Below are 12,693 nucleotides of genomic sequence, written 5' to 3'. Positions count from 1 at the left end.
CGCCTGCGCGACCGCTCGCGGATTAGTCCAAGACAAGCTTCGCCTTTTGCATTATGAAATGACCGATTGGTCAATTTCGAGGGCGCGACTTGAGTGAGCCTGTCTTGAAAACGCCTGAAGCCGAGGGCGCGCCCGCGCCTGCGGAGCCTCGGCCCGTCGTCGACGCGGAGGTCGCCGCCCCCGCCGACGGCAAGGGAAACGGCGTGGGCAAAAAAATCGGCATCGGGCTGGCCGCTCTGGTCGCCGTCGCCGCGGCGTGGTTTTTCCTGTCCGGCGCCGATTCGGAAAGCACCGACGACGCTTTTGTCGACGGACGCTCGTTCATCGTTTCGCCGCAGGTGCCGGGTCAGGTGGTCTCGCTCGACGTCACCGACAACCAGTTCGTCACCAAGGGCCAGCAATTGCTGCGCATCGATCCGCGGCAATATGAGAATGACCGGGCGCTCGCCGCCGCCGTGCTCGAATCGGCGAAAGCCCAGCTCGCCGCCCAGGGTTTTGGGCTCGAAGTGGCGAAGAAGAATTTTCCCGCCTTGCTCGCGCAGGCGCAGGCGCAGCTCGCCGCCGCCGAGGCGGTCGCCGCCAAGGCGCAGGCCGATTACAGCCGCCAGGCCTCGTTGAGCCGGCAGGCGACCTCGCAGCAGGAGGTCGACGCCGCGCGGGCCGCGCTGAAACAGGCCGAGGCGCAGGTCGCCGCGGCCAAGGCGCAGGTGGCGCAGGCGACGCCGGTTCCCGAGCGCATCGGTGAAACCGAAAAGGTGGTGGGACAATTGCAGGGCGCCGTGAACCAGGCGCAGGCGCGGCTGAACCAGGCGGAGCTGAACCTGTCCTGGACCGTTTTGCGCGCGCCGGCGGACGGCTGGATCACGCGGCGCAATGTCGAACTCGGCAATTATGTCGCGCCGGGCCAGCAGCTTTTCGCGCTGGTCGGGACCGAGCGCTGGATCGTCGCCAATTTCAAGGAAGGCCAGCTCCGCCGGATGAAGCCGGGGCAAAAGGTCAAGATCGAGGTGGACGCCCATCCCGACCTCAAGCTCGAAGGCCATGTGGACAGCATCCAGCAGGGCACGGGCTCGAAATTCACCGCCTTCCCGCCCGAAAACGCCACCGGCAATTTCGTCAAGGTGGTGCAGCGCGTTCCCGTGAAAATCGTCATCGACAGCGGGCTGGACCCCAATCTGCCGCTGCCGCTCGGTCTGTCCGTCGTCCCAAAAGTGTCGCTGAAATGAGCGAAGGCGGCGCGGAGCAAAAACCATGGAAGCCGAAGGCCAATCCCTGGCTGATCGCGGTCGCCGTCACCATCGCGACCTTCATGGAGGTGCTCGACACCACCATCGTCAATGTGGCGCTGCCCCATATCGCGGGCTCGCTGTCGGCCAGCAATGACGAGGCCACCTGGGCGCTGACCTCCTATCTCGTCGCCAATGGCATCGTGCTGACCATTTCCGGCTGGCTCGGCGACATATTGGGGCGCAAGCGCTATTTCGTCATCTGCATCGTCATGTTCACCGTCTGCTCCTTCATGTGCGGCGCGGCGACCAGTCTCGGCCAGCTCATCCTGTTCCGGCTGTTGCAGGGGTTTTTCGGCGGCGGCATGCAGCCCAACCAGCAGTCGATCATCCTCGACACCTTTCCCATCGCCAAGCGCGGCGCGGCCTTCGGCGTCGCCGCCATGGCGACCATTGTCGCGCCGGTGCTCGGGCCGACGCTCGGCGGCTACATCACCGACACGTTCGACTGGCGCTGGATTTTCTACATCAACGTGCCGATCGGCATTGTCGCCGCGATCCTGGTGTCCGTCCTGGTCGAGGACCCGCCGTGGGTGAAGGCGCGGCGCAACCGCGGCATCGATTTCATCGGCCTCGGCCTGATCGCGCTTGGCCTCGGCTGCCTGGAAATTTTTCTGGACCGCGGCGTGGACGACGACTGGTTCGAGTCCGACTTCATCCGGTTGATGGCCGCGCTCGCCGCGCTCGGCATTCTGGGCGCCATCGCCTGGCTGTCGGTGGCGAAAAAACCCATCGTGCATCTGGATGTGTTCAAGGACCGCAATTTCTCGGTCGCCTGCGTCATGATCGCGGCGACCGGCGGGCTGCTCTACGCCAGCGTGGTGATGATCCCGCAGATGGTGCAGCAATATCTCGGCTATAACGCCACCTGGTCCGGGCTGATCCTGTCGCCCGGCGGCATATTGATGATCTTCCTCATCCCCATCGTCGGGCGCGTGATGAAGAAGGTGGCGGCGCGCTATCTGGTGGCGCTCGGCTTCACCATCATGGGCTTCGCCTTCCTCTATTCCAGCCATCTCGCGCAAAACATCGATTTCCAGACGCTGGTCGGCATGCGTCTGTTCCAGACCTCGGCGCTCGCCTTCCTGTTCGTGCCGATCAGCACGGTCGCCTACATGACCCTGCCGCGCGAGCGCAATGGCGACGGCGTCGCGCTGTTTTCCATGTTCCGCAACGTGTTCGGCTCCGTGGGGATCGCATTGTCCACGGCCAGCGTCACCGAAAGCGCCCAGGCCCACCAGAATTTTCTCGGTCAATACGCTTCGCCCTTCCATCAGCCGTTCAACACTCTGGTCGAAACCTACGAGAAGGCGCTGGTTGCGGCGGGGCAGACGGCCCAGGCGGCCCATGAGATGGCGCTGGGGCAGGTGCTACGCACCATTCGCGCGCAGGCGGCGATCCTGTCCTATTCGGACACGTTCGTGTATTGCGCCATCGTGGCTTTCGCCGTCGTGCCGCTCACCTTTCTCATGACGTCGAAGAAGAGCGTCGGCGGACCCGGGGGGGCGCATTGATGCGCAAGACCATTCTGTTTCTTCTCGCCCTGTCCGGCTGCAACGCGGTCGGTCCCGATTTTTCGCCGCCCGAAACCGGGCTGCCCGACCGCGCCTTTGTCGCGGGCGCGCGCACGGGCGCGCCCGATCCGATGTGGTGGGCGGGTTTCCGCGATCCGACCCTGACCGCGCTGGTTGGCGAGGCCGCGAACACCAACCTCGACGTGCGCACCGCGACCCTGCGCGTCGCCGAAAGCCGGTTCCAGCGCGGCGTGACGGCCTCGGCGCAAATGCCGTCGCTCAATGGCGATGCCAAGGTCACCCGCGAGCAATATTCGCAGAACGGCATTCTCAGCCTGATGAACGGCCTCGTGCCCGGCGGCATCGACGTGCCGCCGATCACCGACAATTACGTCGGTTTCGACGCCGCCTGGGAGATCGACATCTGGGGGCGGGTGCGCCGCTCCGTGGAGGCCGCCGACGCCCAGGTGCAAGTCTCCGAGGACCAGCGCCGCGACGCGCTTTTGTCGGTGATGGCGGAAACCGCGCGCGACTACATTCAGTTGCGCGGCGTGCAGGTGCAGATCGGCGTGCTCAACGACAATATCCGCATCGCACAGGAGATTTTGAAACTTGCCGACGAGCGGCAGGCCAAGGGGCTCGCCAGCGCGCTCGACGCCGAGAACGCCCGTTCGCAGCTCGAGGGCTATCGCGCCCAGCTCCCGCCGCTGGAGCAGCAGGAGTCGGAGCTGGTCAACGCGCTGAGTTTCCTCGTCGACCAGCCTCCCGGCGCGCTCAAGACGCGGCTCGGACAGGCGCGGAAATCGCCGCTCGCGCTCGGCGCCGTTCCCACCGGCGTCGCCTCCGACCTCGCCCGACGCCGGCCGGACATCCGCGCGGCGGAGGCGCAGTTGCACGCCGCCACCGCCCAGACCGGCGTCGCCGTCGCCAATTTCTATCCGACCATCACACTCACCGGGCAGGCGGGGCTGGATTCGCTCAATCCCGACACGCTGTTTCGCGGCTCCTCGTTCCAGTGGAGTTTTGGGCCGAGCGTGACGCTGCCGATCTTCAACGGCGGCCGGCTGACGAACACGCTGGAACTGCGCGAGACCCAGCAGCAGCAGGCCGCGCTCGCCTATCGCAAGGCGATCCTGCGCGCCTGGCATGATGTGGTCAACGCGCTGGTGGCGCTGCGTCTGGAGAAGGCGCGTCACGTCAGGCTGTCGGAGCAGGTGGTCCATGCGCGAAAAGCCGCCGAGATCGCCCGCGACCGCTATCGCGACGGCGTCACCGATTTCCTCAACGTGCTCTCCGCCGAACGGACCGCCCTGATCGCCGAACAGGAGCAGGCGCGCAGCGCGACCCTGCTCGGGGTTGACCAGGTGCAGCTTTACAAGGCGCTCGGCGGCGGCTGGGAAGGGTTTTTTCCCGCCGCGCCCGACAGCAGGAGCGCCGCTCTTAACCCGAATTAAGCGTTGATCTCAATCAACGGTTAGGGCTTGGATTGTACCATTTCCGACATGGTTTCGGAAAAAGGCAATGATCGATTCTGGCTTGGATCGATCCATGTGAAAATGACCTTGGTCATTCTCGGTTTTGTTGGAATTATTGCTTACGTTACGTCAATAAGTATTTTCGGTCTGGGCGCGCAAGACGCGAAAATGAGGTTCATCGAGCAGGTTGGACTGGTCGAGACCCATTTCTTTGGCGAGCTGGCTGACAAATTGTCTGAGTTGCGGCTGACGGAGACCTTGGTTCACCATGCCGAAACCGAGCCGGAGCGCTTGGAAAGCTTGCAATTGCTCGCGCTGCGCCGCGCGTCTGTCGGTCAGCTCATGATCCAGATGGACGCGATCATGCCGGGTCGTGTGGATGCGGCGCAACTCGATCGTTTTCGCAAAGCGTGGAGGCGCTATGCCGAACTCCATGATCGCCAATTCTCGCTCGTGAACGATGGGAGTTCCGAAGACGGCGTCCGCAGCGCGATTCACAAGGCCTATGGGGACGCGGAACAGGCGCTGGACATTCTGATCGAGGACAGCCAGGCGCGGATCAACAGCGAGGTGCAGGCGTCAAACGAGCTTTCAAGCGAGATCATGACCACAATGGCCGTCGCCGCGGCGATCGCCACCTGCGTGGCCCTGCTTCTCTACCGCGCCGCGCGAAGAAACATATTCGCGCCGCTGCGCGAGATCACCGAGGCGCTCACCGCCCTGGCGCAGGGCCGCACCGATGTCGAATTGCCGGAATGCGAGGCGAAGGACGAGATCGGAGATCTTGCCGCCGCCTGCCGGGTGTTCCGCGCCAATCTCGCAGATCTCGAAGAGGCTCATCGCGTCGCCAAGATCGCGCGCAAGGCCGCGGAGACCATGGCGCTCGCCGATCCGCTGACCAACCTGCCGAATCGCCGTGCGCTTGCGGCGAAATTGCGGCGCTATTTCGCAGCGGGCGAGGGAACGCCATCTTGCGCGCTGCTGATCGTCGATCTCGACCGCTTCAAGCCGGTGAACGATCTGCTCGGGCACATGGTCGGCGATCTCGTGCTCTGCGCGGTGGCGAAGCGCCTGCAAGAGGCCGCCGCGCGCGCCGGGATGGTGGCGCGGCTCGGCGGCGACGAATTCGCCGTGGTGATCCGGCTCGCCGACGGCGCCGACGCCGACGCCCGCCCCGCGCAGAAGATGGCGCGTCGCATCCGCGAGGCGCTGCGTGCGCCCATCCAGGTCGCCGACCACCGCATCGAGATCGACGCCAGCATCGGCATCGCCCTCTCCCGGCACGCGGCGGACGCGACGACGCTGCTGTCCTGCGCCGATATCGCCATGTATCGCGGCAAGAAGAGCCAGCACGATCCGATCTGCCTGTTCGAGCCGGAGATGCAAGGCGAGTTGCGACGCCGCGTCGATCTGGAAAAGGCGCTGCGGCGGGCGTTGCAGGCGGGCGAGGTCCGACCGCACTACCAGCCCATCATCGATCTCTCCACGCGTCGGCTCACCGGATTCGAAATCCTCGCCCGCTGGAGCGACCCGGAGATTGGACCGGTTTCGCCCGAAATTTTCATTCCGCTTGCGGAACAGCAGGGGCTGATCCTGGAGCTTTCCACGGCCATGCTGGCGCAGGCCTGCCGCGACGCCGCGCGCTGGCCGCTGGACATCACCCTCTCGATGAACGTTTCGCCGGTGCAATTGCGCGACCGGCGCTTTCCCGAACTGCTGCTGGAGAGCTTGCGGGCTCACGGCTTCCCGCCGCAGCGGCTGGAACTCGAGATCACCGAAACCGCTCTGATCGGCGATGTCGACGAGGTGCGCGACATCCTGGTGCGTCTGCGCGCCGCCGGCATAAAGGTGTCGCTCGACGATTTCGGCATGGGCTATTCCAGCCTGAACCATTTGCGCCAGTTCCGGATCGACAAGGTCAAAATCGACAAGTCGTTCACGTGCACCGTGTTCGAGGACCCCGAGAGCGCCCTGATCGTGCGCTCTGTCATCAGTCTGGCGCGCGGCTTGCGGCTCGCGGTGGTGGCGGAGGGGATCGAGGACGAGCGCACGGCGGAAATGATGGGTCTGATGGGCTGCGATCTCGGGCAGGGCTTTCATTTCGGCAAGGCTGTCGACGGCGACGGCGCCGCCGCGCTGGCGCGGCCGCAGGGCGCGCGCGAGGCCGCGGCTTGAGAATTCGCTTCCCTTTCATGTCGCCGCCGTTATGGTCCCGCGCCAAACTCTGGCCCAGGATTTGACATGGCTTTCCTCGCCGACGCGCTGTCTCGCGTCAAACCGTCCGCCACCATCGCCGTCACCCAGAAAGCGCGGGAATTGCGCGGGCGCGGGCGTGAAATCATCAGCCTGTCCGTGGGTGAGCCGGATTTCGACACGCCCGACAACATCAAGGCGGCGGCGATTGCGGCGATCCAGCGCGGGGAAACCAAATATGGCCCCGTCGCCGGCATCCTGCCGCTGCGCGAGGCCATTGCGAACAAATTCAAGCGCGAGAACGGGCTCGATTACAAGCCGACGCAATGCATTGTCGGCACGGGCGGCAAGCAGATTCTGTTCAATGCGCTGATGGCGAGCCTCAATCCCGGCGACGAGGTCATCATTTCCGCGCCCTATTGGGTGTCCTATCCGGAAATCGTCGCTTTGTGCGGCGGAACCGCGGTGATCGTCGAGACCAAGGCGGAGCAGGCCTACAAGCTCCAGCCCGAGGATTTGGAGCGCGCGATCACGCCGCGCACCAAATGGGTGATCCTGAATTCGCCGTCCAATCCCTCGGGCGCGGCCTATACGCGCGATGAGCTCAAGGCGCTGACAGAGGTCTTGCTGCGCCACGAACACGTCTGGGTGCTCACCGACGACATGTACGAGCATCTCGTCTACGGCGATTTTGTTTACACGACGCCGGCGCAGGTCGAGCCCGGCCTCTACCACCGCACCCTAACCATGAACGGGGTGTCGAAATCCTACGCCATGACCGGCTGGCGCATCGGCTATGCGGCGGGGCCGGAACAGCTGATCCGGGCGATGGACATGATCCAGGGGCAGCAAACCTCCGGCGCTTGCTCCATTGCGCAATGGGCGGCGGTCGAGGCGCTGAGCGGACCGCAGGATTTCATTGCGACAAGCCGGCGCGCCTTCGAAAGTCGCCGCGACCTCGTCGTCTCCATGCTCAACCACGCCGCGCATTTGCAGACGCACAAGCCCGAGGGCGCGTTTTACGTGTTCCCGTCCTGCGCCGACGCGATCGGAAAGGTTTCGGCGGGCGGGACCAGAATCCTGAGCGACGCGGATTTCGTCACCGCTTTGCTGGAGGAGGAGGGGGTCGCCGTGGTGCAGGGCTCGGCTTTCGGCATGGGGCCGAATTTCCGCGTGTCCTATGCGACCTCGAACGAAGCGTTGGAAAAGGCCTGTGCAAAGATTCAGGCGTTTTGCGCGGGGTTGAGGTGATCAGGCGAGGCTGAGCCACCTGACGACCTCCGCCCAGACATTCCGCAGATTTCGCGATCCCAAAAACAGGCTCAAATGGCCGCCTTCAGCCAGGCGAGTCGTGATCTGATCCGGCGGCGCGCCCACCAGATTCGCGCAGGCAAAGGTTTGCGCCGGCGCCGTGATCTCGTCCTGGTCCGCCGCCAGCATGAACAGCGGGCTCTTGATGTCGCGCAGATTAATCCGCTTTCCCAAGGCGACGAATTCGCCGCGCGCCAAGGCGTTGGCCCTGTAAAAATTCTCCACGACTTCGAGATAATAGACGCCGGGGAGGTCGAGCGTGCAGGCGGCCCAGCGGCGGAACGCCTCCGCGCTGGCGGCAAAAACCTCGGAGTCGCAGGGGGCGTCGCTTTGCAGCAGGCGATGGATGTCCTCGGGCGCCTGCGGCTGCGGCCAGACTCGATCCGCATGGGCGCCGAGCGCCAGTCCGCCGCCCAGCCGCACCAATTCGCGGAATGTTTCCAGCGACGTCGATTGCGCGAGGCGGGACAGTTTTGAATCGCCCGCTTCGATGTCGACGGGCGCGCCGGCCAGGACGATTTTTTGCAGCCGCCCCGGAAAGCGCGCGGCGAACATCAGACCGAGCCAGCCGCCCTGGCAGATGCCGACAAAATCGACCTCGCCCAGTTCGCCGACCAGCACGTTGAGGTCGCAGAGGTAATCGTCAATGCCGCGACCAGCCTCGTCAGGGCCGGCGGACAGCCATTCGATCAGATAGAGCGGCCGGCCGCAGGTCCGCAGCCGCTGCATCAGACTGTGGCCCGGGCAGAGGTCGGTGATCTGCGCGCCATGGAGGGCGAAGGGCGCGCAGACCAAAATCGGCCGTCCCGCGCCGTCGCCGAATCGGCGCAGGCGCGCCGCGCGAAGTTTGAGGACAATTTCGTTGGCGCTCGCCCAATCCGGCGCGGGCGTCGGCGGCGTCGCCACAAAACCCTCGGCCCATCGCCTCATGACTTGCGCGCCCGCCTCGGCCGCCGCCAAGCCCGGCAAAAACAGACCCGCCCAATCCTGGGCGAATGGATTTCCTCCCCGCATGGCGGTCTCCGCCTTGTTCGTTCAACGATAAACCAAACAAGCGAGGGCGCGCATTGTTCTAAAGCAGGGTCGGCGCCCGCCCGTTCGCCCGCTAAAAAGAGAGCAAACAAGAATGCAGCGGTTTTATTGCCGCAGGGAGACGCTTTGACGGGACAGATGACCCGATGGATTCGTGGGCTTTTCGGCCTGATCCTGCTCGTCGCGCCCGCTCGGGCCGAGCCGCCGGCGCCCGAAAGCGACGCTCCGGCGCAAAATATCGTGATCGGCTATCTGCGCCGCGCCGAAAACCGCACCGCGATCTCGCGCCTCGCGCTTCCCGCTGAAAACGACGGCCAGGCCGGCGCCGAATCCGGGCTCGACGACAACAATGTCGCCGGCGAGTTTCTGGGCCAGACATTTTCGCTTGTCGCCCACCGGCTCAAGCCCGGCGAAGATGCTGGGGCCGCCCTCGCTGATCTGGAGGGCCGGGGGGCGCGCTTCGTTCTCGCCGATCTCTCGGCGGAAAACCTGCTGAAGGCCGCCGACAGCGCCGCTGGCGCCAAAACCTTGTTGTTCAACATCGGCGCCGCCGACGAGGTTTTGCGCGAAGAGTTTTGTCGGGCGAACGTCATCCACGTCGCGCCCTCGCGCGCCATGCTGGCCGACGGGCTCACGCAATATTTGTTGTGGAAGCAATGGCGCAAGTTTTTGGTGGTCGTCGGCTCGCATGATGCGGACCGGCTTTGGGCCGAGGCGCTGAAACGCTCCGCGACCCGCTTCGGCGGTAAAATCGTGGAAGAGCGCATGTTCGCCGACGCCGGCGGCGCCCGCCGCGCCGACAGCGGCGTGGCGCTGGTGCAAAAGCAAATTCCCGCCTTCACCCAAAACGCCCCCGCTTATGACGTGATGCTGGCGGCCGACGAGAGCGCGGTTTTCGGCGAATATCTGCCCTATCGCACCTGGGATGCGCGTCCGGTCGCCGGGTCGGCCGGTCTCGTCCCCACCTCCTGGGACCCGTCTTATGAGCAGGCGGGCGCCACGCAATTGCAGCAGCGCTTCGAGCGGAAATTTTCCCGCCGCATGAGCGCGCTCGACATGAACGGCTGGACGGCGGCGCGCATGATCGGCGAGGCGGCGGCCCATGACGCCGCGGGCGACATCGGCGCGGCGCGGGCCTATTTTCTGTCGAAGGATTTTGCCCTCGCGGCGTTCAAGGGCCAGAAACTCACCCTGCGCGACTGGAACCTGCAATTGCGCCAGCCGATCCTGCTCTCGGACGGCCGCAATGTCGTGTCGGTCTCGCCGCAGGAAGGTTTCATGCATCAATTTTCCGAGCTCGATACGCTGGGCCTCGACCGACCGGAGACGAAATGCCGTTTGAAATGAGCCGCGCCGCTTTCGTTGTCGCGCTGCTGGCGGCGAGCCCCGCCTTCGCCACCGACGCCTTCGTCAGCAATGAGAAGGGCAACACCATTTCGGTGATCGACGTGGAGTCGATGATGCTGAAGACGACGATCCCGGTGGGCCAGCGCCCGCGCGGGCTCGCCGTCAGCTCCGATGGCAAAACCGTCTATGTGGCTCTGGGCGACGCCGACCAGATCGCCGCCATTGATACGAAGAGCTTGAGCGTGTCCGACACGTTCGATGCGGGACGCGATCCCGAGCGCATCGAAACCTCGCCGGACGGCAAGACGCTCTACGTCACCAATGAAGACAGCAACACGCTCACCTTCTTCAATCTGGAGACCAAGGAGCGGCTTGGCGGGGCGCGGCTTGGCGTCGAGCCCGAGGGGCTGGCGGTGAGCCCCGACGGAAAAACCGTCGTCGCCACGACCGAAACCACCAATATGGCGCATTTCGTCGATGCGGAGCGGCGAAAGATTTTGGCCAATGTGCTGGTCGATGCGCGCCCGCGCATGGCGGCGTTCACGCCCGACGGCAAGGAGGTCTGGGTGTCCGCGGAAATCGGCGGCTCGATCAGCATCATCGACGCGCAGACGCGGAAAATCGTCGAGCGCATCCGGTTTGAGGTGCCCGGTCTGCGCGCGGAAAACGTCCAACCGGTCGGCATCAACATTTCTCATGACGGGACTTTGGCTTTCGTTTCGCTCGGCCCGGCCAACCGCATGGCGGTTGTCGATGTGAAGTCACGAAAAGTCTTGAAATATCTGCTGGTCGGCCAAAGGGTCTGGCACGCCGCCTTCACGCCTGACGACAAGTTTCTGCTGACCGCCAACGGGATTTCCAACGATGTGTCGGTGATCGACGTCGGCGCGTTGAAGGTGGTGAAATCGATCCAGGTGGGAGAATCGCCGTGGGAGCTGGTGATTCCGGGACCGGCAAAACCATGACCACGCCGGCGCTGGAGGCGCGCAACGTTTCGCACAGCTATGGCGCGCGAAAAGCGCTGAACGATGTAAGTTTTGAGGTCGCCCGCGGCGCGTTCTGCGTGTTGCTCGGCCTCAACGGGGCGGGCAAGAGCACTTTGTTTTCGCTGGTGACGCGGCTGTTCGCGTTGCGCAGCGGATCGCTCGCCGTGATGGGCTGCGATCTCCAGCGCGAGCCGCGCAAAGCGCTGGCGCAATTGGGCGTGGTGTTCCAGTCGCGCACGCTCGACCTCGACCTCACCGTCGCCCAGAATTTTTATTACCACGCCGCGCTGCACGGCATCGGCAAGGCCCAGGCGAATGCGCGAACACGCGAGCTGCTTGCCGCTGTGCAACTCGGCGACCGTCTGGACGACAAGGTGCGCAATCTCTCGGGCGGGCAGATGCGCCGCGTCGAAATCGCCCGCGCGCTGCTGCACCAGCCGCGCCTCCTGGTGCTCGACGAGCCGACCGTCGGCCTCGACATTGGCGCGCGCGCCGACATTTTGAAACTGGTGCGCGGGCTGATCGCCAGCGAGGGCATGAGCGTGCTCTGGGCCACCCATCTCACCGACGAGGTTTTTGCGACCGACGAGGTGATCGTGCTGCACAAGGGGTTTGTGCGCGCGACCGGGTCGGCGCGGGCGCTGCTGGAGCAGACGGGCGCGATGGACATCAAGGACGCTTTCGTGACGCTGATCGGGGAGGGGGCGCCATGACGCTCGCGGCTTACGCCATCTGTCTGAAAGGGATCATCTGGCGCGAGGGGCTGCGCTTCCTGCACCAGCGCGAGCGTTTTGTATCGGCCCTGGTGCGTCCGCTGGTCTGGCTGTTCATCTTCGCCGCCGGGTTCCGTCAGGTGCTGGGCATTTCCATCATCCCGCCCTACGAAACCTACATTCTCTACGAGGTCTACATCACCCCCGGCCTGCTGGCGATGATCCAGCTGTTCAACGGCATGCAATCGTCGCTGTCGATGGTTTACGATCGCGAGATGGGCAATATGCGGGTGCTGCTGCTGTCGCCGTTTCCGCGCTGGTTCCTGCTGTTTGGCAAGCTGATCGCGGGCACGCTGGTCTCGGTGTCGCAATGCTACGCCTATCTGCTGATCGCCTGGCTGTGGGACATCGAGGCGCCGCCGCTCGGCTATCTCACGGTGCTGCCGGCCTTCTTCCTCGTCGGGCTGATGCTGGGCGCGCTGGGCATGCTGCTGTCGTCGCTGATCAAACAGCTCGAAAATTTCGCCGGCGTGATGAATTTCGTCATCTTCCCGATGTTTTTCGCTTCCTCCGCGCTCTATCCGCTCTGGCGGGTGAAGGAGGGCAGCCCCTGGGTCTATTATATTTGCCAGATCAATCCGTTCACCCATGCGGTGGAGCTGATTCGCTTCGCGCTCTACACCCAGTTCAATCCGCTCGCCTTCGCCGTCGTGTTCGGCTGCACTTTGGTCTTTATGCTCGGCGCGATCGTCGCCTATGATCCCTCGCGTGGGCTGATGACGTTGCGGGGCGCTCCAGGCGCTGCTGCGTAAGGAGGAGAGCGCCGCGGCTTAGGC

The 12,693-nt window shown here is 64.6% G+C and carries 10 protein-coding genes; 9 read left to right on the top strand and 1 reads right to left on the bottom strand.

All coding sequences use genetic code 11. The features are described 5' to 3' along the window. Window positions 1–104 precede the first annotated feature (104 nt). From M2320_RS12565 to M2320_RS12545, 5 genes are all read left to right on the top strand, one after another. The gene (locus tag M2320_RS12565) at window positions 105–1,226 is read left to right on the top strand and encodes an HlyD family secretion protein (RefSeq protein ID WP_264597573.1); all 1,122 of its coding nucleotides are present in this window, start codon (window positions 105–107) and stop codon (window positions 1,224–1,226) included. Then, window positions 1,223–2,800 carry an MDR family MFS transporter gene (locus tag M2320_RS12560; RefSeq protein WP_264597572.1) on the top strand — a complete coding sequence of 526 codons (1,578 nt, stop codon included), beginning with the start codon at window positions 1,223–1,225 and terminating at the stop codon, window positions 2,798–2,800. Before M2320_RS12565 ends, M2320_RS12560 begins: the two co-directional genes overlap by 4 nt. Then, window positions 2,800–4,254 (top strand): efflux transporter outer membrane subunit, encoded by a 1,455-nt coding sequence (locus tag M2320_RS12555; protein WP_264597571.1) that lies wholly within the window; start codon window positions 2,800–2,802, stop codon window positions 4,252–4,254. The genes M2320_RS12560 and M2320_RS12555 overlap by 1 nt, the downstream gene beginning before the upstream one ends. Before the next feature lie 48 nt (window positions 4,255–4,302). Continuing rightward, window positions 4,303–6,450 (top strand): putative bifunctional diguanylate cyclase/phosphodiesterase, encoded by a 2,148-nt coding sequence (locus M2320_RS12550; protein WP_319801438.1) that lies wholly within the window; start codon window positions 4,303–4,305, stop codon window positions 6,448–6,450. Window positions 6,451–6,516: 66 nt separating this feature from the next. Further along, window positions 6,517–7,719 carry a pyridoxal phosphate-dependent aminotransferase gene (locus M2320_RS12545; RefSeq protein WP_264597570.1) on the top strand — a complete coding sequence of 401 codons (1,203 nt, stop codon included), beginning with the start codon at window positions 6,517–6,519 and terminating at the stop codon, window positions 7,717–7,719. Here M2320_RS12545 and M2320_RS12540 read toward each other — a convergent pair whose 3' ends face one another. Next, window positions 7,720–8,793 (bottom strand): alpha/beta fold hydrolase, encoded by a 1,074-nt coding sequence (locus M2320_RS12540; protein ID WP_264597569.1) that lies wholly within the window; start codon window positions 8,791–8,793, stop codon window positions 7,720–7,722. A gap of 156 nt (window positions 8,794–8,949) precedes the next feature. Between M2320_RS12540 and M2320_RS12535 the strand changes: the two genes are divergently transcribed. The 4 genes from M2320_RS12535 to M2320_RS12520 are packed head-to-tail and all read left to right on the top strand — an operon-like array spanning window position 8,950 to window position 12,669. After that, window positions 8,950–10,158: an ABC transporter substrate-binding protein gene (locus M2320_RS12535; RefSeq protein WP_264597568.1), complete on the top strand. Its 1,209-nt coding sequence runs from the start codon at window positions 8,950–8,952 to the stop codon at window positions 10,156–10,158. Further along, the gene (locus M2320_RS12530) at window positions 10,143–11,123 is read left to right on the top strand and encodes a PQQ-dependent catabolism-associated beta-propeller protein (RefSeq protein ID WP_264597567.1); all 981 of its coding nucleotides are present in this window, start codon (window positions 10,143–10,145) and stop codon (window positions 11,121–11,123) included. Before M2320_RS12535 ends, M2320_RS12530 begins: the two co-directional genes overlap by 16 nt. Next, complete coding sequence (locus M2320_RS12525) at window positions 11,087–11,857, top strand: ABC transporter ATP-binding protein (protein ID WP_425540679.1); 771 nt, start codon at window positions 11,087–11,089, stop codon at window positions 11,855–11,857. The genes M2320_RS12530 and M2320_RS12525 overlap by 37 nt, the downstream gene beginning before the upstream one ends. Beyond that, window positions 11,854–12,669, top strand: coding sequence for an ABC transporter permease (locus M2320_RS12520; protein ID WP_184427006.1), 816 nt, complete (start codon window positions 11,854–11,856; stop codon window positions 12,667–12,669). The genes M2320_RS12525 and M2320_RS12520 overlap by 4 nt, the downstream gene beginning before the upstream one ends. Window positions 12,670–12,693: the final 24 nt, after the last annotated feature.

This window comes from Rhodoblastus acidophilus (genome assembly GCF_025961575.1).
Taxonomy (GTDB): domain Bacteria; phylum Pseudomonadota; class Alphaproteobacteria; order Rhizobiales; family Beijerinckiaceae; genus Rhodoblastus; species Rhodoblastus acidophilus_C.
This window is presented reverse-complemented; position numbering and strand designations above follow the sequence as displayed.

Excerpts from the sequence above, each read along its gene's own strand:
- M2320_RS12555 (WP_264597571.1), top strand. The coding sequence starts at position 2,800 with ATGCGCAAGACCATTCTGTTTCTTCTCGCCCTGTCCGGCTGCAACGCG.
- M2320_RS12520 (WP_184427006.1), top strand. The coding sequence starts at position 11,854 with ATGACGCTCGCGGCTTACGCCATCTGTCTGAAAGGGATCATCTGGCGC.
- M2320_RS12540 (WP_264597569.1), bottom strand. The coding sequence starts at position 8,793 with ATGCGGGGAGGAAATCCATTCGCCCAGGATTGGGCGGGTCTGTTTTTG.
- M2320_RS12545 (WP_264597570.1), top strand. The coding sequence starts at position 6,517 with ATGGCTTTCCTCGCCGACGCGCTGTCTCGCGTCAAACCGTCCGCCACC.
- M2320_RS12530 (WP_264597567.1), top strand. The coding sequence starts at position 10,143 with ATGCCGTTTGAAATGAGCCGCGCCGCTTTCGTTGTCGCGCTGCTGGCG.
- M2320_RS12560 (WP_264597572.1), top strand. The coding sequence starts at position 1,223 with ATGAGCGAAGGCGGCGCGGAGCAAAAACCATGGAAGCCGAAGGCCAAT.
- M2320_RS12550 (WP_319801438.1), top strand. The coding sequence starts at position 4,303 with ATGGTTTCGGAAAAAGGCAATGATCGATTCTGGCTTGGATCGATCCAT.
- M2320_RS12535 (WP_264597568.1), top strand. The coding sequence starts at position 8,950 with ATGACCCGATGGATTCGTGGGCTTTTCGGCCTGATCCTGCTCGTCGCG.